Origin of the sequence: Methyloversatilis discipulorum (genome assembly GCF_000385375.1) — a bacterium.
GTDB lineage: Bacteria > Pseudomonadota > Gammaproteobacteria > Burkholderiales > Rhodocyclaceae > Methyloversatilis > Methyloversatilis discipulorum_A.
In genome coordinates, this window is record NZ_ARVV01000001.1 from 681,878 (window position 1) to 707,842 (window position 25,965).

Consider the following 25,965-nt stretch of genomic DNA (forward strand, 5'->3'; position numbering starts at 1 on the left):
CAAAGAGGAGAGGGCAGATGAAACGCGGTGGATTGCGGGCAATGCAGCGCGCGTGTGCGGCTGTCGCGACGGTGGCGGCGATGCTGGCAACGGTGCCGGCCGAGGCGGTGACGCGGCTCAGTTTCTCCGGCGTCGTGGACAGCGTCAGCGCGGGCTATGCGATACCCGGCATCGATGTCGGTGACGCGATCACAGGCTCGCTGCTGTATGACCCGACGGTCGCCGACGGCCAGCCGCTGAACTGGATAGGCTACTACCCGGGGGCGATCACCGGTTTCAGCGCGACGATGGGCGCGTTGAGCTTTACCCAGTACACGGCACAGTCGCCGAACAGCGAAATCGACGTGATCAACGACGACTTCGTCGCCGGGCTGTACCGCGACGACCTCTATTTCCGCGTGGCAGTGGCGGAAGCGGCGACGCCTGACGTGGTGCGCTTTCTGCAGCTGAGCTTTTCGGTGGCTGGCGCGACGCGACCCGATGTGCTGGTCGATGACAGCCTTCCGGCGGATTTCGACCCCTTGGCGTTCTCGCTGCGGCGCGGCTTCATCACGGTGCTGCCGCCCGGCGCGAGCCAGGGCAACAACTTCGTGCTGAATTCGGTCTCGGTGGTCCCAGTACCCGAACCCCGCATGGCGCTGCTGATGCTGGCCGGGCTGCCGCTGCTGTGGCTGTGCGCCCGCCTGCACGAGCGCCGCCGGAGGCCGGCCGCGTCGTCGCCGACGCGGCCCGGCTGACTTACTCGGCCAGTGCCGACGGTGCCGGCTGCGCCATCGCGGCCGGATTGAAGGGCAGGCCGTTCACGGTGAGCTGACCCTTGCTGAAGGCGATCTTGGCCGACAGCTGGCCGTCGGCGCGCGTAACGTAGCCCTGGCTGGTCAGCGGCTGCAGCGTCTGTTCGAACTGGGCGTCGGCCATGGCCGCAAGCTCGTCCGGATCGGCCTCGTCGCCGACCACGGCCAGCAGGCCGGCCTTGTTGCGTTCGACCATCATGCTGCGTACCAGTGCCTCCGGCAGCGATACGGCGCCGCTGGCATCGACCTTGCCGATCAGACCCAGCGGATTGGCCAGCTCATCCGGCGTGATGCCCGGCAGCGATACCTTCGCACTGAGAGAGGTCGGTCCATGCGGCGTATTGAAGGCGAGACGGTCGATGGCCACGACCGGAGCATGGCCCAGCAGTTCGATTGCCGGCCCCATCAGCTGCCCCATCTGCGCCTGCATCGCCTGCGGATTCATCATCAGCGCCGGATCGGCAGACATCGTCATGAAGCTGCGATACAGCCGTGAGGTCGTGCGCGCGTGCAGGTGGCGCAGCGAGAAGTCGTAGTGGGCCGGGCCGTAGCCCGTGCCGGCCACCTCGAACTTCTCGGCGCCGATGCGGGCAACCAGATCGACGAAGTCGCCGTCCTTCGGGATATCGACCTCGTACACCAGCTTGGTCAGTTCCACCTTGGGCAGCGCCGCACTGCCGGAGCGGTCGTCGAAGCTGATCGCGTCCACGGTGAAGCGTTGTGAGCCGGCGTAGAGCAGCGGGTCGTCTTCGAACAGCCGCGTCTGGTCGCCGCTGAAGGCGAGGCCGGTAATCGCCATGCGCGAACCGGCGGCGTCGGTCACTTCGAGCTTCGGTGCCGCGCCGCTCATCGTGTACTGCGTCATGCCTTCGGCGAAGTCAATGCGGGCGGTGATGCCGTCCCAGCTCACGCGCATCGCGTCGTCGTCGTCCTCCGCCGGCACGTCGAACACGAAGGCCGGGCTCGACACGTCGCTGCGGCCGCCGCCAGCGAAGTGATAGACGGTGCGGATGTCCAGCGGCTTCCGGTCGCCGAACACCTTGCGTACCGCTTCGAGCGCCTCGCCTTCGAGCACCAGTTCCGACTGCGCGACGCCGGCATCGAACTCGGTGCCGCCTATCCACGGACCGTGGCGGATGTCGGTGCGCACGGTCAGTCGTATCGGTTCGATCGTTTCTTCGCCGGTCGCCTGCAGCGCGCGTGCGGTGTCGCCCATCAGTTCGATGGTGACGGTTTCGGTCGAGGAGAACAGGCCGCGCTGGTAGTCGCGCTTGACCAGCTTCACGTTCGGAATGCCTTCGGCCTGCTTCGCCTGGGCGTTGTGCGAGTTCTCGATGCGCTGGCCCAGATACCAGGCGCCGCCGGTGTAGGCGATGAGCGGAAGGGCGATGACGGCGAGCACTGCGGCTTTCTTCATGAGGAGTCCCGTGTGGATGCGGATGGAATGTGAAGCGGGCGGGATCGTGACACGATAAGCCGCTGCCCGCTGTGACATCGCACGCGTTCGCGCTGGAATCGTCGGACCGAGGGTGAGCAGCGGCTTCGGGTCAGCCTGCCATCGCGAGCAAGCTCGCTCCCTCAAGGGCCCGCCGGGCGCTCAGCGCGCCGATGCGGCGACGGTGCGGGTGGGGGCGTCGGTCGTGGTTTCGGGCAGGCTGGCGATCAGCAGGGCGAGGCCGAGCAGGGCGGCGGCGGTACGGGTGCTCATGTCCATGTGCAGAAGTACAAAAAAAGACCGGCGCACGAGGCGCCGGTTGCGCTCACCCGGTACAGGCGAACACCATGAGGAGACGTTGCCCCGGGCTGCTGTCGCGCAGCGCCGGGTCGGCGGGTGGGGTGCTCAGTCCTTCATCAGCTTGAACACCCACATCGAACCGCCCTGGTTCAGATAGCTCACCTTCTTGGCGACATCGCCGCCCCACAGCGGCACCGCGCCGCCCCAGCCGGCGGTCACGGCGACGTACTGTTCGCCGTCCTGTTCCCAGGTGATGGGGGGCGCGACGATGCCGGTACCGACCTGGAAGGACCACAGTTCCTTGCCGGTCTTCGCGTCGGCCGCCTTGAAGAAGCCCTCCGGCGTGCCCCAGAACACCAGGCCGCCCTTGGTCGTCATCGCGCCGCCCCACAGCGGCGCGTTGTTGGTGATTTCCCACACCACCTTGCCGCTCTTCGGATCGACCGCGCGCAGTGCGCCGATGTAGTCGCCGCCGATGTCCTTGGCGTCGGCGGTCTTGATCGTGAAGCCGGCGCCGAGGTAGGCCGCACCCTTCTTGTAGGTGATGGGCTCGTTCCAGATTTCCATGCTCCATTCGTTGGCCGGCACGTAGAACAGGCCGGTGTCCGGGCTGTAGGCCATGGGCATCTGGTTCTTGCCGCCGAGGAAGGACGGCGACACGTGCACCACCGAGCCCTTCTTGCCATCCTCGCTGGCAGTCGGGTCGCCCGGGCGCTTGGCCGGGTCGTAGATCGGGCGGCCGTTCTCGTCCAGGCCCTTGGCCCAGTCCAGCTTCTTGACGAAGGGGAAGCCGCGCTCGAACTTGCCGGTGTTGGCGTCCAGCACGTAGAAGAAGCCGTTGCGGTCGGCCTTGGCGCCCAGCCGCTTGCCGCCGGCGTCGAAGGTGACGAATTCGTTGGTGCCGTCGTAGTCCCAGCCGTCGTTCGGCGTGCCCTGGAAGTGCCATTTGATCTGGCCGGTGGCGACGTCGATGGCCACCGTCGAGCAGGAGTACAGGTTGTCGCCCGGGCGCAGGTGGCTGTTCCACGGCGCCGGGTTGCCGGTGCCGAAGTAGGCGAGGCCGGTCTTCGCGTCGAAGGTGCCGCCCAGCCAGGTGGCAGCACCCCCGGTCTTCCACAGGTCGCCCTGCCAGGTCGCGTTGGTGGTGCCGCTGATGCCGTTGTCGACCTTGTTGCCGGACTCGTCGAACTTGTAGCCCATGTGGCCTTCGATGGTCGGGCGCACCCACACCATCTTGCCGGTCTTCGCGTCGCGCGCCTCGACCCGGCCGATGATGCCGAATTCGCCGCCGGACACGCCGGTCAGCACCAGGCCCTTGGCGATGATGGGCGCCGCGGACGACGAGTAGCCGGCCTGGTAGTCGTCGATCTTCTCCTTCCAGACCACCTTGCCGGTGTTCTGGTCGAGCGCCACCAGCTGCGCGTCCAGCGTGGCGTAGATGACCAGATTGTCGTAGACGGCGGCGCCGCGGTTGATCACGTCGCAGCAGGGCATGATGCCTTCGGGCAGCCGGTGCTCGTAGGACCACAGCTTGCGGCCAGTCTTGGTGTCGAGCGCGAAGATGCGCGAATAGGAGGCGGTGATGAACATCTTGCCGCCGACCACCAGCGGCTGCGCCTCCTGGCCGCGCTGCTTCTCGCCGCCGTAGGAATAGGACCAGGCCGGTACCAGGCGCTTGACGTTCTTCGTGTTGATCCGGGTCAGCGGGCTGTAGCGCTGGCCCTCGGTACCCATGCCCCAGGACAGCACGTCGCCGGTCGTGCGGGCGTCATTCTCGATGTCGGCCGTGGTGACGCCGGCATGCACCGGGCCGCCGTGGGCGAACGCGGCGAGGATGAACAGGGCAAGGGTCGATCGCTTCATGTGTCGTCTCCGTCTGTGCGGATCGGTGTCCGCGGATGGAGCGGCAGACGCAAGGCGCATACCAGAGCCGGGAATCCGTCCCTGCCCGAATGCATATCCTGGCGGAGAGCCTTGCCGGAGGCCGGTGGACGCTGCACCGGGCAGCGCCGAGCAGCGCCGGGGTGCGCGCCGATGCGGAGTCCGCCGCGGACAGGAATCGAACGTGGTGACCGCTGCCGCCGTCCGGATTCCGGACTGTCGCGCGTCCATATGGATGACTGGCCGGGAACCGATCGGGCGGCCTAAACTGCGCTCATCGCGTCGTCATCGCTGGAGCCGTCATGAACATCCGCCTGCCGATACTGCTGGTCACCGGCCTGACTGCGCTGTCCGCTGCCGTGGCCGCTGCGCCCGGCGGCATACCGGCCGACGGGCGTCACTGCGCGCTGCAGGCGCCGCCGCCGGAGGCCGGCGCCTACGTGACCCCGGGCGGCTTCCTGCTCGCCTTTCCGCGCAACAGCGGCGTCGGTCGCGACTACACCGGCTGCCGCACGCTGTGGGTGGTGCAGGGACCGGACGACACCCCGCTGCTGATGCGGCTCTACTTCCGCGGCGGCCGGCTGGCGGTGGCCGAGGCGCAGGACGGCCGCGGCGGGCGCGAAGTACGGCGGTGCGTGCTGCCTTCGACCGACCGCGCCTGCGCCGGGCTGGAGGACAACCCGCTGGTTGCACTCGATCTGCCGACCTGGCCGCGCGTCTGCACCGAACAGCCGGATCTGCCCGCATGCGCGCAGGACCCGGAATGAAGGCAGCCGTGCTGGCCCTGGCCGCACTGCTTGCCGGCGCGCCCTCGGCAGCCGGCGCGGCGGACGCCAGTCGTGATTTCGACGCCTTCATCGAACGTTTCCGCGCCGCCCTGCGCGCGCGCGACGCGGCGGCCATTGCCGACCTGACCCGCCTGCCCCTCCTGTACGAAGGCCGCCGCCTCGACCGCGCCGCCTTCGTGCAGGTCGTGCCCACACTGTTCGATGCGCGCCTGAGCGCTTGCCTGGCGCAGGCCCGGCCGCAGGCCGAGGGCTCCGATCGCCTGCTGTACTGCGCGCCCTACACCTTCCATCTGCGCGCCGACGCCAGCGGCCGCTGGCGACTCGACGAGTTCGCCGCCGACGGCGAGGACCTGCCATGAACTGGCAGCCGGTCTACGACGTATCCGGGCAGGGCGCCCCAGAGTTCCACGGCTACGTCCTGTTCGGTCTGGCGCTGCTCGCCGTGGCCGGGGGATTCTGGCTGCGCGCGCGCCGGCGCGGCGAACGGTCGGGGACCGCGCGCGTGCTTGCGCTGTTCGCGCTGCTGATCGCGGCGCTCGGCTACGGCGTCAATACGTGGGACCGCAACCGGCTGGCCGACCACCTGGTGGCCGGCCGCGTACTGACGGTCGAAGGCCCGGTGTTCGCGCACGCGCAGTGGCGCGAGGACATCACCCATCCGGGGCAGGGCAGCACCCGCCGCTTCCAGAACTGGGAGCGCATCGTGGTCGGCGGCGTCACCTTCATCTGGTCGCCCGGGGCGCACCAGGCCGCCTTCACCAATGCGCAGACACCGCCGCTGGCGCTGCGCGACGGCCTGTGGCTGCGCGTCACCTGGGTCGAGGACGCGCCGGACGAAGCGACGCAGCGGCGCATCGTGAAACTGGAAACCGGCGATCCGCCGCCCGATGCGACCCCGTGGGGCGTGCCGGCCAAGGTGCTGCCGGACGCACCCTATCCGTCGGTGCTGGTGATGCCGGGGCAGCGATGAAGTCATTCCATCGTCGCAGCGCCCGACCGGCGCCGGAGCCCGCTGCAAAGGTAAGACCGGCGCCGGAGCGCCACGACCGCGTGCGCATCGACGCGCTGCTGGTCGAGCGCGGGCTGGCACCGTCGCGTGCTGCAGCGCAGCGCCTGATCGATGCCGGTGTCGTGCTGCTGGATGGACAGCCCGTCACGCGGTCTTCGCAAACCGTGGCGGCCGATTGCTGCATCGCACTTCGTACGGAGGACTGAGCGCGGTCAACTGGCGCTGCCGCTTTGCTCGCTATATATATGCGCCCGGCGTCCGCTCCGACCCGTTACCCGCACCGACATCATGAAGCCCACGCAAGCCCCCGTCCGTCAGCCCGGCCCCGGCGAACTGCAGCCGGTATTCAATCTGTACAACGCCGGTCGTCTGGCCGAGGCGGCGAACGCGGCGCGCCAGTTGCTTGCCCGCTACCCCGGCGCCGTGGTGCTGCACAGCGTGCTCGGGTCGGCACTGGCCAGCCTCGGCCGGCTGGACGAGGCGGAAGCGGCCTTCGCGGCCGCGGTGAAGGCGAATCCCGGTTCGGCCGAACTGCTCAGCAACCTCGGTCTGGTGCAGCAGCAGCGCGGCCGGCTCGACGAGGCGCTCGCCACCTACACACGCGCCGTGGCGATCAAGCGGGATTTCCCCGAACTGCTCTACAACATGGGCGTCGTGCAGGACGCACTCGGCCGTCGCGATGACGCCGCCGCCAGCTACCGTCGGGCCATCGCATTGCAGCCGCGCTTCGCGCTGGCGTTGTTCAACCTGGGCACCGTGCTCGACCGCCAGGGCGCGTCGGGCGACGCGATCGACACCTACCGGCGAGCGGTCGAGGCCGAGCCCGGTTTCGTCGAGGCGTGGTCCAATCTGGGCGCCGCGCTGCAGAAGACGGGCGACGCCGAGCAGGCGGTGGCCTGTTACCAGAAGGCGCTGGACATCCAGCCGACGGCGACCGCCTGGTTCAACCTCGGCACCGCGCAACGCGCCTATGGCCTGATGATGGATGCGGCCGAAAGCTACCGCCGCGCCATCGCGCTGGCGCCGGCCTATGCTGACGCGCACAGCAATCTCGGCGAAATCCTGCGCGATCAGGGCGACGGCGAGGGCACGCTGGCGGCCTTCCGCGCCGCGCTCGCACTCGATGCGGAGCACGGCATGGCCAATTACAACCTCGGCCTGCTGCACCACGACCTGCACGAGTATGACAAGGCGCTGCCGTATTTCGAGCGCGCCCGCGTGCTCGACTGGCAGGACCGCGTGCTGTACTGCCTGTACAAGCTGCGCCGCAGCGACGAGTTCGAGGCGCGGCTGCACGGACTGCTCGACAGCCGCCACCGCTCGCCGATGATCGCCACGCTGTCCGCCCACCACGCACACAACCGGCGCACTGCCGACCCCTACCGCTTCTGCCCGGACCCGCTGGCGCTGGTCCATCACGGTCACCTCGACGCGCTGACCGATGCCGGCGACAGCCTGCGCGCCGATCTGCTGCGCGACATCGCGAACGCCGACATTCAGAGCCGCAAGCAGGGGCGGCTGTACTACGGCATCCAGTCCTCCGGTCACCTGTTCCGCCGCGCCGAAGCGTCGATCGCGCGGCTGGTCGGGCTGATCCGCGACGAGGTGGCGCGCTACCGCGCCACGCTGGCCGCGCACGACTGCGTCTATGCGCAGGACTTCCCGGTGCGCACCGAATTCGCCAGTTCCTGGTACGTGAAGATGAGCAAGGGCGGCCACCTGACCTCGCACATCCACGAGGAGGGCTGGCTGTCCGGTGTGCTCTATCTGGCGATGCCGTCGGACCGGCCGGCAGGCAGCACCGCCGGCGGCATCGAATTCAGTACCGACGGCGACGACTACCCGCGCGAGCACGACGACTTCCCGCGCAAGACACTGCTGCCGGTGGTCGGCGACATCGTGCTGTTCCCATCATCGCTGTTCCACCGGACGATTCCGTTCGAATCGAACGAGGAGCGCATCTGCATCGCGTTCGACGTCAAGCCGGCCGCGGGGGAAGGCGGGCGGTAAGGTGAGCGGCCTGCGTTCTGCCCGACCGGTATCGTCACGGTTCGAGAGGCGGATCCTTGCCGCGTTCGCGCTGGCCGTGCTGATCGTTTCCGGCATGGCGGCAATGACCTGGAAGGTCGCCGACGACGCCAACGCGGCCGCGCTGCGCGTGGCACACACGCATGACGTACTGCACGGCCTGGCGCGCGTACGCGTCGAGACCCTCCAGGTGGAACTCAGCACGCAGAACTTCAGATTGACCGGCGATCCAGCGCGGCTGGCCGAGCGCGACCGGGCGATCGCCCGCCGCGAGATGGAGCTGAGCCGCGTGCGCGCGCTCACCGCCGACAATCCGGCGCAGAGCACGCGCTGGACGCAACTGCGCGCGGTGATCGACGAGCGCCTGGGCCTCTCGCGCCGGATCGAAGCGCTGCGCAGGAGCGAAGGACTGGACGCCGCCAACGCCTTCGTGGCCGTAGCGCCGCTGCGCGAGACGCGCGAGCGCGTCGATCGCATCCTGGGCGAGATGGACGACGAAGAGCGGCGGCTGCTGGTCGGCCGCAACGTCGCGCAGAGACACACGAGCGGCCTGCTGGTCGGCGCCGGCGGAGCCGTGCTCGTGCTTCTGCTTGCGCTGTTCGGTGCGACCTACGGACTGATACGGCGACAGCTGAGCGCGAGCGAGGGACATCTGCGCACCGTCATCAGCCGTGTGCCGGCGCTGATCGCCTACGTCGATGCGCAGCAGCGCTACGTGTATGTGAACAGTCACTACCGCGAGCGCTTTGCGCCTCATCACCCTGACATCGCCGGTCGCTCGGTGCGCGAGGTGCTTGGCGAGACGCGCTACGCCATCGCCGCGCCGCTGATCGAGAAAGTCCTGAAGGGCGAGCCGCAGAACTACGACTGGGAACCCTTTCCGGGCGTCTGGCAGGTGATCAACTACATGCCGCGGCAGGACGAACGCGGCGACGTGACCGGCTACTACGTGCTGGGCGCCGACATCACCGAGCGCAAGCGCGCCGAGGAAAGGATACGTCTGCTCAACAGAGAGCTGGAGCAGCGCGTGCGCGAGCTGGAACGGGTGAGTCGCGCATTGCGTACGCTCAGCGCAGGCAACCGCGCGATGCTGCGCGCCACCGGCGAACGCGAACTGCTGGACAGCATGTGTCGCGCGCTGGTTGAAGTCGGCGCCTATCCGATGGCTGTGGTCTGGTTGGGCGATGCGTCGGGTGACTATGTTCCGACGGCCCAGTGCGGCCATCCGGACGGCATCGACGGATTGCGCGCATGGGCCGCCGCCAACGCCTCCGACGTTCGCACGGCGATGGACGCCATCGTTGCCGGCGGGCAGGTGCGCCGTTTCAACGGCACCGATACGGCGGATCACGACGCGCTGCCGACGCCCGCGGGCGGCCCGGTGATTGCGTGTCCGCTGCGCGTAGGGGGCCGCGGCATCGGCATGCTGACCGTTCATGGCGCGGCCCCCGAGGGGTTCGGCGACGAGGAAATGTCATTCATCGGCGAGTCGGCCGACGACCTGGCCTACGGTGTGTCCACGCTGCGAACGCACGCCGAACAGGAGCGCACGCGGGAAGCCATGTACCGGCTTACCCAGTTCGACCTGCTCACGGGTCTGCCCAACCAGGCCCTGTTCAGCGACACGCTTGCGGCCGAGCTGCGCAGCTGCCGTCAGCACGAGCGTCCGTTCGCGCTGCTGCAGATGAATATCGAGCGGCTCAGCGAAATCAACGACGCGCTCGGATTCACCCAGGGCGACCAGATACTGTGCGAATTCGGCGCCCGGCTCCGTGAGGCGATGCCGGACGGTGCCTTCGTCGCACGACTGCGCGGCGACGAATTCGCGCTGCTGCTGCCGGACAGCGACCGTGCTTCGGCGCTGGCGATGGCGCGTCGTTTGCGCGAGGTGCTGTCGCAGCCGGTCCAGCTGGTCGAGTTGCCGATCGATGTATCGACGCGGACCGGCATCGCGCTGTATCCGGATCACGGGTCAACCCTGCACGATCTCTACCGGCACATGGACATCGCCGTGCGCCAGGCGAAGAAGCAGGGCGTCGACTGCGTCGTATTCGATCCGGCGCTGTATCCCGCGCCTTCGCACCGCCTGAACATGGCCGGAGATCTGCGACGCGCGATCGAGGCGGACGACCTGCGGCTCTATCTGCAGCCCAAGGTCGACATGCGCGATGGCATCGTCTGCGGTGCCGAAGCGCTGGTGCGCTGGCAGCACCCGACGCGCGGCCTGATTCCGCCGTCCGAGTTCATCGAACTGGCGGAGCAGACCGGACTGATCCGGCCGCTCGCCGAGTGGATGATCGCGCGCGTGCTGCGTCTGAACGGGCAGTGGGACGACGAGGGGCGTTCGCTGCCCATCGCGGTGAATCTGTCTGCGCGCAATCTGCGCGACGAGGATCTGGTGGACAAGATCCGCCAGATGCTGGCGCATTGGGGCACCGCGAACGGACTGCTGGAGATCGAGATCACCGAGAGCGCCGTGATGGAGGACGCGGACTTCGCGCTGCGCGTGCTGCACGGCTTGCGCGCAGAAGGCATACGGCTCTACATCGACGACTTCGGAACCGGTTACTCCTCGCTCAGCTATCTGCAGAAGCTGCCGGTCGGCTGCATCAAGATCGACCAGTCATTCGTGCGCGCGATGGCGGTCAGCAGCGACTCCGCCGCCATCGTCCGCTCGACGATAGACCTCGTGCATGACCTCGGGCGCAAGGTGGTGGCCGAGGGTGTCGAGACGCAGCAGCACTGGGACGCGCTGTGCGCACTCGGCTGCGATGTCGCACAGGGCTATCTGATTGCCCGGCCGATGCCGGCAGAAGACTTCCCGGCCTGGGTGGACCGCTACCGGCCAATTCGCGCGAGCGATCCGGCGGACAAGCACGGGGCGGCCTGAACGCCGATCGTGCGTCGGCGGCAGATGTTCAGTGTGGGCCGGCCGGTCTGGCCGGCAGGCGCAGCGTCACCGCGAGGCCGGGCATCGCGTCGTCAAGCGCAATGGTGCCGCGGTGCAGCGCGACCACCGACTGCACCAGACTCAGGCCGAGGCCGAGGCCGGGCGTGTCGCGGGCACTTTCCAGCCGGTACAGGCGTTCGAACACGCGCTCGCGCTCGGCGGCCGGAATGCCCGCGCCTTCGTCGCGCACGCACAGGCGCCAGTCGTCGCCGTCGCGCGTCAGCGACAGGTCGACCGCGGCGCCGTGCGGGCTGTACTTGATGGCGTTGTCGATCAGGTTGAGTACGGTCTGGAACAGCAGGTCGCGGTGGCCGGTGCAGACGGCGCCCGCCGGCACGCTGACGACGAGGCGCAGGCCGCGCTCCTCGGCCAGCGGCTCCATCAGTTCGGCCGCGTCGCGCACCAGGCGGCCGAGGTCCAGTTCGCTGAACTCGCCATGCAGCAGGCCGGAATCGACGCGCGCGATACGCAGCAGCGACTGGAAGGTGGACAGCACCTGGTCGACGTCGGCCAGATTGCGCTCCAGCCAGTCCGGCAGTTCGTCCGCCGTGGGCGGATGGCTCAACGCCGCCTCGATGCGCGCACGGTGACGGGTGAGCGGCGAGCGCAGGTCGTGCGCGATGTTGTCGGTGGCACCGCGCACGGTGGCGATCAGCCGCGCGATGCGGTCAAGCATGCCGTTCAGCGTCTGCGCCAGGCGGTCGAATTCATCCGCGCCGTCGCCGCTGCGCAGCGGCACCCGGTGCTGCAGATCGCCGTCCATGATCTGCTGCGCGGCGCGCCGTATCGTTTCGACCGGCCGCAGTGCGGCACGCGTGATCAGATAGCCGCCGCCCAGCGAGGCGAGCAGCATCAGGCCGAAGCTCACCAGCGCGGCGCGACGGATGTCGCCGCGCACCTGCTCGACTTCGTACTCGTCGAAGCCGACCAGCAGCCGGCTGCCGTCCGGCAGGCGCGCCCAGCGGGCGACGATTTCGGTCTGCCCGCGGTGGAGCAGGCTGGGCAGGCGCAAGGGCAGGCTTTCGCGCCCGGCGCTGGCCGGCCAGTGGTCGAGGTTGCCGATCAGCAGGCGGCCGGCCGCGTCCTCCAGCCGGTAGACGCGGTCGTGATTGGCCGAGCGCACGTCCAGCCGCTGGCGGATCAGGCCGCTGATGCCGCGCACGCCGTCGACCCGGTACTCGGCGGCGAGGATGTCCAGTTCGGCTTCTACGCTCTCTTCGACGTGACCCAGCATGTACTGCCCGGCCAGCCAGCTCACCAGCATCAGCAGCAGGCCGAAGCCGGCGGCGAGCAGGGCGCTGTTGGCCAGCGTCAGCCGTGCGCTGGTGCTCAGGCGCAGATTCATGGCTCGCTGTCGGCCAGCGCGCGCCGCCGGCCGTCCATCAGTGCGCGGGCGATGCCGGGCAGCGCGATGCCCAGCCGCGCTTCGAGTGCGCGGGCGCGCTGCGCCAGCTTCATTTCCGACAGCCGGAAGGCGTTGCCGCGAGCGGCGAACACGATGCGGTTGTCGCCGTCAGCGGTGTCGACCACCGCCACCGAACGGGCGAAGCTGGCGGCGACGCGTTCGACCCAGGCGCTGTTCAGCGCGTCGCCGGCGTACATATTGATCGCCAGTACGCCGCCGTCGCGCAGCGCCGCGTGGCAGTCGTCGTAGAAGCGCTGCGTGGTCAGCGCCGCCGGCATGCCGCCGATGTCGAAGCCGTCCACCCACAGCAGGTCGAACACGCCGTCGTGCGCGGCCACCCACTCGGCGCCGTCGGCACAGCTGACGGTCAGCCTGTCGTCGTCCGGCGGGATGTGGAAGCGATCGCGCAGCGCGATCACCGCCGGTGATATCTCCGCCACGGTCATGCGCGTCCGCGGCAGGTGGCGGTGGCAGGCCTTGACCAGCGAGCCGCCGCCGAGCCCGATCATGCCGATGTGGCCCGGCTCGGGCACGAACAGCAGTGAGGCCATCATCAGGCGCGAGTACTCGAGAACCAACCGCTCGGGCGCGGCGGCGTCCATCGTGCTCTGCACCGCCAGTTCGCTGAAGGCCAGCGTGAGCTGGCCGTCCTGTTCGACCAGATAGGGCTGGCCGGCATCGACCTCGTCGCGTCCGCTCATGACGGTGCGCGCAGGCAGTAGCCGCTGCCGCGCAGCGTGTGGATCAGCGGCGGCCAGGGCGCGCGGTCGACCTTGGCGCGCAGGCGGGAGATGTGCACGTCGATCACGTTGGTCTGCGGGTCGAAGTGGTAGTCCCACACGCCTTCGAGCAGCATGGTGCGGGTGACCACCTGGCTGGCGTGGCGCATCAGGAATTCGAGCACGCGATACTCCTGCGGCTTGAGCGCGATCTCCTCGCCGCTGCGCCGCACCGTGTGCGTCATGCGGTCGAGTTCGAGGTCGGCCACACGCAGCACCGATTCGGCCACCGGCATCAGGCCACGCCGGGTGATCGCCTCCAGCCGCGCCTGCAGTTCCGACATCGCGAACGGTTTCACCAGATAGTCGTCGCCGCCGGCGCGCAGGCCGCGTATCCGTTCGTCGACCTGGCTCAGTGCGCTGAGGATGAGCACCGGTACGCGCGAACCGGTGGCACGCAGCGCGGCCAGCATGGACAGGCCGTCCATCTGCGGCATCAGGCGGTCGAGCACGATGGCGTCGTACTGCTCGCCGGTGGCGAGGAACAGGCCCTCGCGGCCGTTCGGCGCGTGGTCCACCACATGTCCGGCCTCGCGCAGGCCGCGGCAGATGAATCCGGCGATTTCGGTGTCGTCCTCGACGACCAGGATGCGCATGTCGATGGGAACTGGAGTTGGGGTGTGTGACGCGCCCTCCGGGCGCAAATCCGGACGCCATTCTGCCTGCGCACTGGATGGCCGCAACATGAACAGACGTTCATGTTGCGTTCACCCTGTGGCAAGCCGCCCGCGCGCAAGCTTGCTGGCTGTCCGTATTCGTCGATTGCGTCCATGCGCTCAGTCCTTCTGCTTTCCTGTGCACTGCTGTGTCCGCCGGTGTTCGCGCAATCGCTTGCCGCGCACGCCGACGAGCACGAGCAGCCGGTGCTGCGCGACAGTGCGCTGACGCTGTCGCGTGCGCTCGATCTGGCGATGGCCCGGGCGCCCGGCAGCGCGCTGCCGCAGGCGCGCATGAATGAGTCACGTGCGCTGGCCGCGCGCGCCGACAGCGTGCTGTCGGGCCCGCCAGCGGTGCAGATGCGCTATCAGACCGACCGCCTGCCCGGCCACACCGGGCTGCGCGAACTTGAAGCGGGGCTGGAGCTGCCGCTGTGGCGGTCCGGCCAGCGCGACGCGCTGCGGCGCGAGGCCGATGCCGGCCGGCTGCAATCCGAAGAGGAGTTGCGCGCCTACCGCTGGCGCGTGGCCGGCGATCTGCGCGAACAGCTATGGCGCGTGCTGCAGGCCGAAGCCGAAGTGACGCTGGCCGATGCCGACGTCGATCTCTACCGCGCGCTGGAAGACGACGTGGCGCGGCGCATCCGCGCTGGCGACGCGGCGCCGGTCGAGAAGCTGTCGGCGGAGACCGCCCGTCGCGAGCGCGACGCGGTGCTGTATGAGGCGCAGGTCGAGCTGGCGCACAGCCTGTTCGGCTGGACCGCGCTGACCGGCCAGCAGGCGCTGCCGCAGCAGGCGCGTGAGGCGGTGGCGACCCAGGCGCTGGGCTATCCGCCGGTGCTGATGGCGCAGGCCCATGTCGAGCGGGCGCGCAGTGCGCTCGGCACGCTGCAGTCGCAGGGCAGCGGTGCGCCGCGCCTGCTGGTCGGCGTGCGCTCGGAAACGGCGGCTGACATGCCCACCACCGACAGCGTCGGCGCAACGATTTCCATCCCCTTCGGCGGCGAAGCGCACCGCAGCGCCGCGCTGTCGCCGGCGCAGATCGAATTGGCGCGCGCCGAGGACGAACTGGCGTTCGCCCGCCGCAACGCCGAACTGGCGCTGCACGAGGCCGAACACGAACTGCACGCGCGCGAACAGGCGCGCACGCTGGCGCTGGGTCAGAAGGAAGTCGCCGAGCGCGAAGTCGAACTCGGACGGCGCGCCTACCGCCTCGGCGAAACATCGCTGGCCGAGCGCCTGCTGGTCGAGGCGCGTGCCGCCAGCGCCCGCCGTGCCGCGGCGCTGGCCGAAATCGCCTGGTCGCGCGCCGTCGCGCGCTATAACCACAGCCTGGGAATACTGCCTTGAAGCTCCGTATCGTCTTCCTCCTGTTCGGCCTGTCCACCGCTGCGGCGCAGGCCGCCGATGTCGTGCTCGCGCCGACCCAGATGCAGCGTCTGGGTGTGCGCGAGGCGCTGCCGGTCGAAGCGAAAAGCGCACTGGCCACCCCGTGGTCGGCACGCGTGGTCGCGTCACCCGATGCGGAGTGGGTCGCGACCGCACCGGCTGGCGGTGTGGTCGTGCGGGTGCCCGTGGCGGAGGGCCAGCAGGTGGCGGCTGGCGCGGTGCTGGCCGAGCTGCGCAGCGCCGATCTGCCGGACATGGGCGCGTCGCTGGCGCAGGCGCGCACTGCGGCCGAACTGGCGCGCGGCAACCGCGAACGCGACCGCGCGCTGCATGCCGAGGGATTGATCGCCGAACGCCGCGTACGCGAGTCGGAAGCGGCGGCAGCACAGGCCGACGCTGCACTGGCTGCCGCACAGTCACGCTTGCGCCTGATGGGCGTGTCGGCGGCCGACGCGTCGGCCGGCCGCATCCAGGTGCGCGCCGCCGCCGCCGCGACCGTGCTCGAACGGATGGCGCTGCCCGGTCAGCGCGTAAACGAGGCGGACCCGCTGCTGCGCCTGGCCGATGCGAACAGGCTCATGCTGGAACTGAACCTGCCGGTCGCGCAGGCGGCGTCGGTGCGTGAGGGCGACCTGATCGAGCTCGACGGAAGCGCCGGCAGGGCGCGGGTGACGCAGATAGGCTGGGGGGCGTCGGACGCCACGCAGACGGTGCGCATCCGCGCCGAACTGCCACCTTCGAAGAACGGGCTGCGGCCCGGCCAATGGGTCAAGGTGCGCCGCAGCGCGACGGCAGCCGCCGCCTGGTCGGTGCCGGCCGGCGCACTGCTCCATCACGACGGCAGGAGCTGGGTGTTCATGCGCACCGCGCAGGGCTTCCGTGCGGTCGAGGTAGAGGTGCTGTCGCAGGACAGTGCGCAGGCCACGGTCAGCGGCGCGCTTGACGCGAAGTCGCCGGTCGCGGTCAGCGGGGTGGCGGCGATCAAGGCGGTGTGGCTGGGCCACGGCGGAGCCGAATGATGCTCGACGCCCTGACCCGCAGCGCGCTCGCCCGCCCGCTGCTGACCGTACTGGCGGCGCTGCTGCTGATCGCCGCCGGCCTCAATGCGGCGATGAAGCTGCCGATCGACGCCTTCCCTGACGTGTCGGCGCCGCAGGTGAAGATCATCGTCAAGCTGCCGGGCATGACACCCGAAGAGATGGAAGCGCGCGTCACGACGCCGATCGAGATCGAAATGCTGGGTCTGCCGAAGCAGACCATGCTGCGCTCGACCAGCAAGTACGGCCTCACTGACGTCACCATCGATTTCGAGGATGGCACCGACATCTACTGGGCGCGCAACCAGGTGAGCGAGCGCCTGAACGGCATCATGGGCGACCTGCCGCCGGGCCTCTCCGGCGGGCTGGCGCCGATCACCACACCGCTGGGCGAAATGTTCATGTTCACCGTCGAGGGCGATCTGCCGATCGCCGAGCGGCGCGCGCTGCTCGACTGGGTGATCCGCCCGGCGCTGCGCACGGTGCGCGGCGTGGCCGACGTGAACGTGCTGGGTGGCCTGGCCAGCGCTTACGAAGTGGTGCCGGACGCGGCCCGCATGGCGGCCACCGGCATCACGCTGGACGAACTGCGGACCACGCTGGAACGCTTCAACCGCAACGACGGCGCCGGCCGCATCAACGAGGGCGAGGAAACGCTGCTGGTGCGCGTGCAGGGCCGGCTCACTTCGCTCGACGATATCGGGCGCCTGGTGGTGCACGCGACGCCGACTGCGCAGGTGCGGGTGGCCGACGTGGCCGAAGTCAAGCTCGGCGCGCTCACGCGCATGGGCGGCGTCACCCACAACGGCGAGGGCGAGACGGTGCAGGGCCTGGTGCTGGGCCTGCGCGGCGCCGACGCGCAGCAGGTGGTGGCCGGCGTGCGCGCCCGGCTCGAGGAAGTGCAGGCGGCGCTGCCGGCGGGCGTGAAAGTGGTGCCCTTCTATGACCGCGGCGAACTGGTGTCGCGCGCGGTCGGCACGGTGTCGAAGGCGCTGCTCGAAGCGGTGGTGCTGGTCGGCGTCATGCTCTATCTCTTCCTCGGCAATCTGCGCGCCGCATTGGCGGTTGCCGTGGTGCTGCCGCTGTCGGCGCTGTGGACCTTCCTGCTGATGCACCAGTTCGGCCTGTCGGCCAACCTGATGAGCCTGGGCGGGCTGGCCATCGCCATCGGCCTGCTGGTCGACGCTGCCGTTGTGGTGGTCGAGAACGTGGTCGCCCATCTGCACGAACCGGGCGCCGATCAGCGCCCGCGGCAGCAGGTGGTGCTGGACGCCGTGCGCGAGGTGGCGGTGCCGACCACCGCCGGCATCGTCATCATCGCGCTGGTGTTCGTGCCGCTGCTGAGCCTGCAGGGACTGGAAGGCAAGCTGTTCGCGCCGGTGGCGCTGACCATCGTGTTCGCGCTCGCCGGCTCGCTGCTGCTGTCGCTGACTGTCATTCCGCTGCTGGCGCGTCTGATGCTGAATGCGAAGTCGCACGCCGACCCCTGGCTGCCGCGCACGCTGGCCCGACTGTATGCGCCGCTGCTGCAGAAGGCGCTGGCGGCACCGGCAGTGGTGGGCGCCGTCGCCGGCCTGCTCGGTGTCGCGGCGGTCGTGCTGTACATGGGGCTGGGCAAGACCTTCATGCCGACGATGGACGAGGGCAGCCTCATCGTGCAGCTGGAAAAGCTGCCGTCGATCAGTCTCGACGCCTCGCTGGCGATCGACAGCCAGTTCCAGCGCGCGCTGAAGGAGACGGTGCCGGAGGCGCTGCAGGTGGTGGCGCGTGCCGGCTCGGACGAGATCGGCCTCGACCCGATGGGCCTGAACCAGACCGATACCTTCATCAGCCTGCCGACCGAGGTCGACAAGCCGGCGGTCATCCATCGCATCCGCGAACTGCTGAACGAATTTCCGGGCGTGGCCTACGCCTTCACTCAGCCGATCGAAATGCGGGTGTCGGAAATGATTCTCGGCGTGCGCGGCGACCTCGCGATCCGCATCTTCGGCCCGGATCTCGACGTGCTGAATCACAAGGCGGACGAGATCGCCGAAGTGCTGCGCGCGACACCGGGGGCGGAGGATGTGTTCTTCGTACGCAACGAGGGCGTGCAGTATCTGCGCGTGGTGCCGGACAGCGACGCGCTGGCCCGTGCCGGACTGGACATCGACACACTGGCGGCCAGCCTGCGCGCACAGATCGAGGGCGAGCGGGTCGGCCTGATCCAGCAGCAGGAGCGGCGCATTCCGCTGCTGGTGCGTGCCAGCGGCAGCACGGCGGCGGCCGACGAACTGGCGCAGCTGCCGGTGGCGCTGCCGGGCGGAGGGCGCATCGCGCTCGGTCAGTTGGCGCGTTTCGAACGCGTCGGCGGGCCGGTGCAGATCAACCGGCAGCTGGGCAGCCGCAATATGGTGGTGATCGCCAACGTCGGCGGCCGTGATCTGGTCGGCTTCGTCGAGGAGGCGCGCGCGCAGGTGATGCAGAAGGTCGAGCTGCCGCCGGGCTACCGGCTGACCTGGGGCGGCGAATTCGAGAACCAGCAGCGGGCGGCGCAGCGGCTGGCGCTGGTGGTGCCGGTGGCGCTGGTGCTCATCTTCCTCATTCTCTACAGCACCTTCGATTCGCTGCGTCAGGCAACGCTGGTGATGGCCAACGTGCCGTTCGCGATGATAGGCGGCGTGTTCGCGCTGGCGCTGTCCGGCGAATACCTGTCGGTGCCGGCGTCGGTCGGTTTCATCGCGCTGCTCGGCATCGCCGTGCTCAATGGCGTGGTGCTGGTGAGCTATTTCAACCAGCTGCGCGCCGCCGGCATGTCGATGCTGGACGCCGTGGTGCATGGCGCGCAGCGCCGGCTGCGGCCGGTGCTGCTGACCGCGTCGATGGCTGCCCTCGGTCTGGTGCCGCTGCTGTTCGCCAGCGGGCCGGGGTCGGAAATCCAGCGGCCGCTTGCAATCGTTGTCATTGGCGGGCTGGTTTCTTGTACTGCGTTAACACTGCTGCTGCTGCCCATCCTGTACAAGCGATTCGGCGAGCGAACCGCCGCCTGATGATTTCATTCCATGACTGAATCCCTTGCGCCACAGCGGCGCGCGCTGCCCTTCCTGCTCGTACTTGCGCTGACAGCGCTGGCTGTCTGGACGCTGTTGCGGCTGGGCCTCTGGCTGTACGCCGACCCCGGCAGCGCCGCAGTGCACGTTTTCGGGCGCGGCCTGTGGTTCGACATGGCAACGCTTGCCTGGATGCTTGCACCGCTGCTGGCACTGTCGGCCCTGCTGCCGGCGCGGCTGCGAGCCAGCCGCTTCGTGGGTGCATTGCGCTGGGCGGCGCTGTGGCTGGCGGTGGCGCTGCTGCTGTTCGGCGCGGTCGCCGAAGTGGTGTTCTGGGAGGAATTCTCGACCCGCTTCAATTTCATCGCCGTCGACTATCTGCTGTACACGCAGGAAGTGATCGGCAACATCGTCGAGTCCTACCCGGTCGGCGCGCTGGTCGGCGGCATCGTGGCGCTGTCGGCGCTGTTCGTCGTGCTGTTGCGGCGACGGCTTTCGTTTGCCGTCGCTGTCCGCTCCTGGCGCGCGCGCGTCGCCATGCTGGCGGCGGCCGTACTGCTGCCGGCGGCGGCGCAGGTGGCGGCGATCGAGCAGATGGAAGGCAGCGGTGACGCCTACGCCGACGAACTGGCGGGTAACGGACTCTTCTCGCTGGCGGCGGCGATGCGCCGCAACGAACTGGATTACGCGCGCTGGTATGCGACGCTGCCGCAGGAGGAGGCGGACGAGGTGCTGCGCACACTGCATGTCGAGCGCCTGCCGCTGAGCGCCGAGGACAGTCCGAGCGCGATGGACGATCCGCCGCACGACAAGTCACCCTTCACACGGCGGCCGCGCAATGTGGTGCTGGTGACCATAGAGAGCCTGTCGGCGGAATACGTCGGCGCCTATGGATCAAAGGAAGGCCTGACGCCGGAGCTAGACCGCATCGCTGCCGAAGGGCTGCGCTTTGCCAACGTGTATGCCACCGGTACCCGCACCGTGCGCGGTCTGGAGGCCCTGTCGCTCGGCACGCCGCCGGTGCCCGGTCAGGCCATCGTCCGGCGGACGAACAACAACAATCTGTCGACAGTCGGGGAAATCCTCGCGCCGCAGGGCGTGGTGCCGATGTTCATCTACGGTGGCTACGGCTACTTCGACAACATGAACAGCTATTTCCGCGGCAACGACTACCTCATCGTCGACCGCACCGATTTCCCGAAGGACAGCATCGTGTTCGAGAACGTGTGGGGCGTGGCGGACGAGTCGCTGTACGCCAACGCGCTGATCGCGATGAACCGCAAGGCGGCCGAAGGCAAGCCCTTCTTCGCGCAGATCATGACCACGTCGAACCACCGTCCCTACACCTACCCGGACGGCCGCATCGACATTCCGTCGCCGGGCGGCCGGCACGGCGCCGTGAAGTACACCGACTGGGCGATCGGCCAGTTCATCCGCGAGGCGAAGAAGCAGCCGTGGTTCGCCGACACGCTGTTCGTGTTCGTCGCCGACCACTGCGCGTCGGTCGCAGGCCGCACCCGGCTGCCGGTGGCGAAGTACCGCATCCCGCTGATCTTCTACGCGCCGGACATGCTGCCGCCGGGCGAATTCACCGACCGTCTGAGCCAGATCGACCTGGCGCCGACGCTGCTCGAAGTGATGGGCAAGAACGGCGACGACCATTTCTTCGGCCGCGCCTTCTTCGAGGAGCACGTGCAGCTGGATCGCGTATTCATTTCCAACTACCAGGACCTGGGCTATCTGCGCGGCGACCTGCTCACCGTGCTGTCGCCGCGGCGTGTGGTCAAGGCCTACCGCGTCGACCCGGTCACGTTGGAATCGACGCCGACCGAGCCGGATCCGCAGCGGGTGAAGGAGGCCATCGCCTACTACCAGACCGCGGCCGCGGCATTCAAGCAGGGCCGTCTGCAGATGCCTGCCGCGCAGTGATGCGGCGGCACGCCGACCTGCTCGCCGTGGCGGTGCTGTCGGCGCTGCTGGCGCTCTGGAGCAACCGCTGGAGCGACGGCGATCTGATCACCGCCGCGTGGTTCTTCGACGCCGCCGCCGGGGCCTTTCCGCTGCGCAGGCAGTGGCTGCTGTCGGCGGTGCTGCACGACGGCCTGAAGTGGCTGGCGGTGCTGGTCTGGCTTGGCCTGCTGGCCGGCTGGAGTGTGCTGCGCCTGCGTGGCGCGGCGGCTGAATTGCGCGGCCGTCTCGCCTTCGTGCTCGTCGCCTCGCTGCTGGCTGTGATCGCGGTAAATATGGCGCGAGCGCAGTCGGCCCACAGCTGCCCCTGGTATGTCGCTGACTTCGGTGGCTCGGGGCAGTTCTTTCGCCTGTTGGATCCGCGACCAGAAGAGGCCGGACCAGGCAAATGCCTGCCCAGCGGCCATGCGGCCACCGCCTTCATGTGGCTGGCGCTGCTGCCGGTGCTGACCGGCGCACGGCGGCGCCTGGCGCTGGCTGGCGTGCTGCTGCTCGGGGGCGTGGCTGGAGCGGTTCAGGTCGCGCGCGGTGCGCATTTCCCGTCGCACATCCTGCTCAGTGCCGCACTTTGCGCGCTGGTCGTCTGGATCTGCGCATCGCTGGCGCGCAAATGAAAACCGGCCCTCGCGGGCCGGTGTGTGCTGCTGTGCGGTCGATCAGCCTTCGAGCAGGCTGCGCAGCATCCAGGCGTTCTTCTCGTGGATCTGCATGCGCTGCGTCAGCAGGTCGGCGGTCGGTTCGTCGTGCGCCTCGTCTACCACGGCGAAGATGCTGCGCGCGGTGCGGACGACGGCTTCCTGGCCAGCAACCAGCTGGCGGATCATGTCGTTGGCCGACGGCACGCCTTCCGGCTCCTTGATCGACGTGAGCTTGGCGTAAGCCGAGTAGGTGCCCGGTGCCGGATAGCCCAGCGCGCGGATGCGTTCGGCCACCAGATCGACGGCCAGCGCCAGTTCGGTGTACTGACCTTCGAACATCAGGTGCAGCGTGTTGAACATCGGACCGGTCACGTTCCAGTGGAAGTTGTGCGTGGTCAGGTAGAGCGTGTAGGTGTCGGCCAGCAGGCGCGACAGACCGTCGGCAATGGCGCGGCGCTGGTCTTCAGGAATGCCGATGTTGATCGTGCTCATTTGGATGCTCCCTTCGTTGATGCTGACGCGGATGTGAGTGCGGCCGTCAGGTACCGGTTCCGTCAGTTGTGTCGGTGCGGGACTGCGGCGCCTGTCCGGCGATCAGTTCGGCCAGCCGTGAAAAACACTCCTGGCGGGCATTCGAACTGCGTGCGACCAGTGCGATGGTACGGCGCGGACGCGGTTCGGAGAAGCGGTGCGCGACAAGATTCATATGACCGAGCAGGCCGGAGCGCAAGGTCATGTCGGGCAGCAGCGCCATTCCAAGCCCGCCTTCGACCATCTGCGCCAGCGTGAAAAGGCTGGTCGCCTCCATGCCGGTCACCCGCGGTTCGTCCAGCCGGCAGCCGCCCAGCGTATGTCCGCGCAGGCAATGGCCCTCTTCCAGCAGCAGCAGCGCCTCCGGGTCCAGCTTGCCGATGTCGCGCGGCATGTCCGCTTCGCGGCCGGCCGGCGCGATCAGCAGCAGTTCTTCGTCGAACAGCGAGTACACCTGCAGATTGCCGGTGTCGTAGGGCAGCGCGATCAGCGCGAAGTCGATCTGGCCGGTGGCAAGCCGTGCCAGCAGGTTGGCGGTCAGGTCCTCACGCAGCGCCAGTTTCAGTTCAGGGTAGCGCGACCGCACTTCGGGCAGTACCGCCGGCAACAGGAAGGGCGCGATCGTCGGGATGACGCCGAGCCTGAGCAGGCCGCTCATCGGCCGCTCCGCATTGCGTGCCCATTCGGTCAGGTCTTCGGCCTCGGCCAGCAGCCGGCGCGCACGCGCGACGACCTCGGCTCCGACTGCAGTCATCATGACCGAATGCCGCTCGCGCTCGACCAGCCGCGTGCCCAGGGTGGCTTCCAGTTCCTTGATGCCGGCGGACAACGTGGATTGCGTGACGAAGCAGGATTCCGCCGCCTGGGTGAAGTTCAGCTTGTCGGACACGGCGACCAGATAACGCAGCTGGCGCAGCGAGGGCAGGGCGGACATGCGCGGGCTCCGGGGATTGTTGATCGAATTATACGATCAATAATAGAAAATCAATCAATTGGACCGTTTTCGATCCGATATCCAGAATGCGTCCTGTCGATGTGCAGCGCAGCAAGTGGCATGCACATCACCACTTTTCGAATCCGGTCCATCACTCAAGGAGATGAACATGAGTCTGCAGAACCACGAAGGCAAGCGCGTCCCCAACGTCACGTTCCGCGTCCGCGAAAACAACGAGTGGAAGAACGTCACCACCGATGATCTGTTCAAGGGCAAGACCGTCGTGGTGTTCTCGCTGCCCGGCGCTTTCACGCCGACCTGCTCGTCCACCCATCTGCCGCGCTACAACGAACTGGCGCCGGCGTTCAAGGCGAATGGCGTTGATGACATCCTGTGCGTGTCGGTCAATGACACCTTCGTCATGAACGAATGGGCCAAGGATCAGGAATCCGACAATGTGACCCTGGTACCCGACGGCAACGGCGAATTCACCGAAGGTATGGGCATGCTGGTCGACAAGGCCGATCTCGGCTTCGGCAAGCGCAGCTGGCGCTATTCGATGCTGGTGAAGGACGGCGTCGTGAGCAAGATGTTCATCGAGCCGCAGGAACCGGGTGATCCGTTCAAGGTGTCCGATGCGGACACGATGCTGAACTACATCAACCCGAACGCGAAGAAGCCGGACCAGGTCGCCATCCTGACCCGCGAAGGGTGCGGCTTCTGCGCCAAGGCCAAGGCCTTGCTGGCGGAGAAGGGCTATCACTACGCCGAGATCAACCTGCCGCACACCGAGCGTTCGCGTGCCCTGGGTGCCATCGTCGGTGCGAAGACGGTGCCGCAGGTGTTCATCAACGGCCAGCACATCGGCGGCTGGGAAGACCTGGAGAAGTGGGCGGCGGCGAAGTAAGCCGCACGAGATGGGCGTACGGTGGGGCGACCCGCCGTGCGATCAGGCTTGCGCACCGCAGGGTGCGCAGCCCTGATCGTCCGACCAGGGAGACTGACATGAAGGAAATGATCGTGGATGTTGCGGTGATCGGTGCCGGCACGGCCGGCCTCGCCGCCTACCGCGCCGCCATCGCCGGCGGCAAGTCGGCCGTCATCATCGAGGGCGGCCCCTACGGCACCACCTGCGCCCGCGTCGGCTGCATGCCGAGCAAGCTGCTGATCGCGGCGGCGGAAGCGGCGCACGTGACCGAAAAGTGGGACGCTTTCGGCATCCGTCTCGAAGGGTCGGTGCGCATCGACGGCCGCGCCGTGATGGAGCGCGTGCGCCGCGAACGCGACCGCTTCGTCGGCTTCGTCGTGCGCGGTGTCGATAGCATTCCGGCCGAGCACAAGCTGCGCGGCTACGCCAAGTTCATCGACGACCGCAGCCTGCAGGTCGATGAGCACACGGTGGTCACCTTTGGCCGTGCAGTCATTGCCACCGGATCGTCGCCTGCGGTGCCGCCGATGCTGAAGCCGGCCGGCAAGCGCCTCATCGTCAACGATGACGTGTTCGACTGGACCGAACTGCCGGAATCGGTGGCCGTATTCGGACCCGGCGTGATCGGCCTGGAGATAGGTCAGGCGCTGCACCGCCTCGGCGTGCGCGTCGAGGTGTTCGGCCGCGGCCATTTCGTCGGCCCGTTCTCCGACCCGGCGCTGAAGGCTTACGCGACCAACGCGTTTGCCGAGGAATTTCCGCTGCACGCCGACGCCAAGGTGGTGTCGGTCGAGGAGCGGCCGGACGGCGTGCGCATCGTGCAGGAACTGCAGGACGACCGCGTGGTGACCAAGGACTTCGAGTGGGTGATCGCCGCCACCGGCCGTACGCCCAATGTGAAGAATCTCGGCCTCGAGAACACGTCGGTGACGCTCGGCGCAAACGGTGTGCCGGAGTTCGACCGCACGACGATGCAGTGTGGCAGCACGCATATCTTCATCGCCGGTGACGCCAACAACGACCTGCCGCTGTTGCACGAAGCGGCCGACGAGGGCCGCATCGCCGGCGAAAACGCGGCCCGCTTCCCCGCGGTGCAGCCGGGTCTGCGTCGCGAGCCGATCGCAGTGGTGTTCTCGGACCCCCAGCTGGCGACCGTGGGCAAGCGCTACGTCGATCTCGCGCCGGACAGTTTTGTCACCGGCGAGGTGTCGTTCGAGGACCAGGGGCGCTCGCGCGTCATGCTGCGCAACAAGGGTCTGCTGCACGTCTATGCGGACAAGGCCAGCGGTCGCCTGCTCGGCTGCGAAATGATGGGGCCGGACGTCGAGCATCTGGCTCACCTGCTGGCCTGGGCGATGCAGTCGGGCATGACCGTGCAGCGCGCGCTTGAAATGCCCTTCTATCACCCGGTGGTGGAAGAGGGGCTGCGCACTGCACTGCGCGACGCGGCGGCGAAGCTCTCCGCAGCGTGATTGCGCGGCCCGCC

The 25,965-nt window shown here is 68.5% G+C and carries 21 protein-coding genes; 14 read left to right on the plus strand and 7 right to left on the minus strand.

Translation table 11 applies throughout. The annotated features are described in order from the left end of the window. Positions 1 to 41: 41 nt before the first annotated feature. Positions 42 to 737, plus strand: a complete 696-nt coding sequence (locus tag METRZ18153_RS0103255; protein ID WP_020163397.1) for a hypothetical protein — start codon at positions 42 to 44, stop codon at positions 735 to 737. 1 nt (position 738) lies between these two features. Here the strand turns inward: METRZ18153_RS0103255 and METRZ18153_RS0103260 are convergent, their stop codons facing one another. Further along, positions 739 to 2,211 (minus strand): YdgA family protein, encoded by a 1,473-nt coding sequence (locus METRZ18153_RS0103260; protein ID WP_020163398.1) that lies wholly within the window; start codon positions 2,209 to 2,211, stop codon positions 739 to 741. A gap of 423 nt (positions 2,212 to 2,634) precedes the next feature. After that, complete coding sequence (locus tag METRZ18153_RS0103270; RefSeq protein ID WP_020163400.1) at positions 2,635 to 4,392, minus strand: PQQ-dependent methanol/ethanol family dehydrogenase; 1,758 nt, start codon at positions 4,390 to 4,392, stop codon at positions 2,635 to 2,637. Between the two features lie 320 nt (positions 4,393 to 4,712). Here METRZ18153_RS0103270 and METRZ18153_RS0103275 point away from each other — a divergent pair, with 320 nt between their 5' ends. From METRZ18153_RS0103275 to METRZ18153_RS0103300, 6 genes are all read left to right on the plus strand, one after another. Then, the gene (locus tag METRZ18153_RS0103275; protein WP_020163401.1) at positions 4,713 to 5,177 is read left to right on the plus strand and encodes a hypothetical protein; all 465 of its coding nucleotides are present in this window, start codon (positions 4,713 to 4,715) and stop codon (positions 5,175 to 5,177) included. Beyond that, on the plus strand, positions 5,174 to 5,557 hold the full coding sequence (locus METRZ18153_RS0103280) for a hypothetical protein (protein WP_020163402.1): 384 nt from the start codon (positions 5,174 to 5,176) through the stop codon (positions 5,555 to 5,557). Before METRZ18153_RS0103275 ends, METRZ18153_RS0103280 begins: the two co-directional genes overlap by 4 nt. Then, positions 5,554 to 6,168: a hypothetical protein gene (locus tag METRZ18153_RS0103285; RefSeq protein ID WP_020163403.1), complete on the plus strand. Its 615-nt coding sequence runs from the start codon at positions 5,554 to 5,556 to the stop codon at positions 6,166 to 6,168. The genes METRZ18153_RS0103280 and METRZ18153_RS0103285 overlap by 4 nt, the downstream gene beginning before the upstream one ends. Then, positions 6,165 to 6,413: a S4 domain-containing protein gene (locus METRZ18153_RS21200; protein ID WP_029143515.1), complete on the plus strand. Its 249-nt coding sequence runs from the start codon at positions 6,165 to 6,167 to the stop codon at positions 6,411 to 6,413. Before METRZ18153_RS0103285 ends, METRZ18153_RS21200 begins: the two co-directional genes overlap by 4 nt. An 82-nt stretch (positions 6,414 to 6,495) precedes the next feature. Next, complete coding sequence (locus METRZ18153_RS0103295) at positions 6,496 to 8,217, plus strand: tetratricopeptide repeat protein (RefSeq protein WP_020163405.1); 1,722 nt, start codon at positions 6,496 to 6,498, stop codon at positions 8,215 to 8,217. A 103-nt stretch (positions 8,218 to 8,320) separates the two neighbouring features. Then, positions 8,321 to 11,125: an EAL domain-containing protein gene (locus tag METRZ18153_RS0103300; protein WP_232415954.1), complete on the plus strand. Its 2,805-nt coding sequence runs from the start codon at positions 8,321 to 8,323 to the stop codon at positions 11,123 to 11,125. A 28-nt stretch (positions 11,126 to 11,153) separates the two neighbouring features. Here the strand turns inward: METRZ18153_RS0103300 and METRZ18153_RS0103305 are convergent, their stop codons facing one another. The 3 genes from METRZ18153_RS0103305 to METRZ18153_RS0103315 are packed head-to-tail and all read right to left on the minus strand — an operon-like array spanning position 11,154 to position 13,965. Continuing rightward, positions 11,154 to 12,530 (minus strand): sensor histidine kinase, encoded by a 1,377-nt coding sequence (locus METRZ18153_RS0103305; RefSeq protein ID WP_020163407.1) that lies wholly within the window; start codon positions 12,528 to 12,530, stop codon positions 11,154 to 11,156. Next, a complete protein-coding gene (locus METRZ18153_RS0103310; RefSeq protein ID WP_020163408.1) occupies positions 12,527 to 13,291 on the minus strand; it encodes a fused MFS/spermidine synthase in 765 nt (254 codons plus the stop codon). The genes METRZ18153_RS0103305 and METRZ18153_RS0103310 overlap by 4 nt, the downstream gene beginning before the upstream one ends. After that, on the minus strand, positions 13,288 to 13,965 hold the full coding sequence (locus METRZ18153_RS0103315; RefSeq protein ID WP_020163409.1) for a response regulator transcription factor: 678 nt from the start codon (positions 13,963 to 13,965) through the stop codon (positions 13,288 to 13,290). Before METRZ18153_RS0103315 ends, METRZ18153_RS0103310 begins: the two co-directional genes overlap by 4 nt. A gap of 174 nt (positions 13,966 to 14,139) precedes the next feature. Here METRZ18153_RS0103315 and METRZ18153_RS0103320 point away from each other — a divergent pair, with 174 nt between their 5' ends. From METRZ18153_RS0103320 to METRZ18153_RS0103340, 5 genes are read left to right on the plus strand one after another with little or no spacing between them, the layout of a single operon-like run. After that, a complete protein-coding gene (locus tag METRZ18153_RS0103320; RefSeq protein ID WP_043364018.1) occupies positions 14,140 to 15,375 on the plus strand; it encodes a TolC family protein in 1,236 nt (411 codons plus the stop codon). After that, positions 15,372 to 16,433, plus strand: coding sequence for an efflux RND transporter periplasmic adaptor subunit (locus tag METRZ18153_RS0103325; RefSeq protein ID WP_020163411.1), 1,062 nt, complete (start codon positions 15,372 to 15,374; stop codon positions 16,431 to 16,433). The genes METRZ18153_RS0103320 and METRZ18153_RS0103325 overlap by 4 nt, the downstream gene beginning before the upstream one ends. After that, positions 16,433 to 19,480 carry an efflux RND transporter permease subunit gene (locus METRZ18153_RS0103330; RefSeq protein ID WP_020163412.1) on the plus strand — a complete coding sequence of 1,016 codons (3,048 nt, stop codon included), beginning with the start codon at positions 16,433 to 16,435 and terminating at the stop codon, positions 19,478 to 19,480. The genes METRZ18153_RS0103325 and METRZ18153_RS0103330 overlap by 1 nt, the downstream gene beginning before the upstream one ends. A gap of 12 nt (positions 19,481 to 19,492) precedes the next feature. Next, the gene (locus tag METRZ18153_RS0103335; protein ID WP_020163413.1) at positions 19,493 to 21,409 is read left to right on the plus strand and encodes an LTA synthase family protein; all 1,917 of its coding nucleotides are present in this window, start codon (positions 19,493 to 19,495) and stop codon (positions 21,407 to 21,409) included. After that, positions 21,409 to 22,062 (plus strand): phosphatase PAP2 family protein, encoded by a 654-nt coding sequence (locus tag METRZ18153_RS0103340; RefSeq protein ID WP_020163414.1) that lies wholly within the window; start codon positions 21,409 to 21,411, stop codon positions 22,060 to 22,062. Before METRZ18153_RS0103335 ends, METRZ18153_RS0103340 begins: the two co-directional genes overlap by 1 nt. 42 nt (positions 22,063 to 22,104) lie before the next feature. Here METRZ18153_RS0103340 and METRZ18153_RS0103345 read toward each other — a convergent pair whose 3' ends face one another. Together METRZ18153_RS0103345 and METRZ18153_RS0103350 are read right to left on the minus strand one after the other, a co-directional pair. Further along, entirely contained in the window at positions 22,105 to 22,578 is a 474-nt protein-coding gene (locus METRZ18153_RS0103345; protein ID WP_019915286.1) for a Dps family protein, read from the minus strand. A 46-nt stretch (positions 22,579 to 22,624) separates the two neighbouring features. Then, complete coding sequence (locus METRZ18153_RS0103350; RefSeq protein ID WP_020163415.1) at positions 22,625 to 23,551, minus strand: hydrogen peroxide-inducible genes activator; 927 nt, start codon at positions 23,549 to 23,551, stop codon at positions 22,625 to 22,627. Positions 23,552 to 23,720: 169 nt separating this feature from the next. Between METRZ18153_RS0103350 and METRZ18153_RS0103355 the strand changes: the two genes are divergently transcribed. Further along, positions 23,721 to 24,458, plus strand: coding sequence for a glutathione peroxidase (locus tag METRZ18153_RS0103355; RefSeq protein WP_029143518.1), 738 nt, complete (start codon positions 23,721 to 23,723; stop codon positions 24,456 to 24,458). Positions 24,459 to 24,556: 98 nt separating this feature from the next. After that, on the plus strand, positions 24,557 to 25,951 hold the full coding sequence (locus METRZ18153_RS0103360) for a dihydrolipoyl dehydrogenase (RefSeq protein ID WP_020163417.1): 1,395 nt from the start codon (positions 24,557 to 24,559) through the stop codon (positions 25,949 to 25,951). Positions 25,952 to 25,965 lie beyond the last annotated feature (14 nt).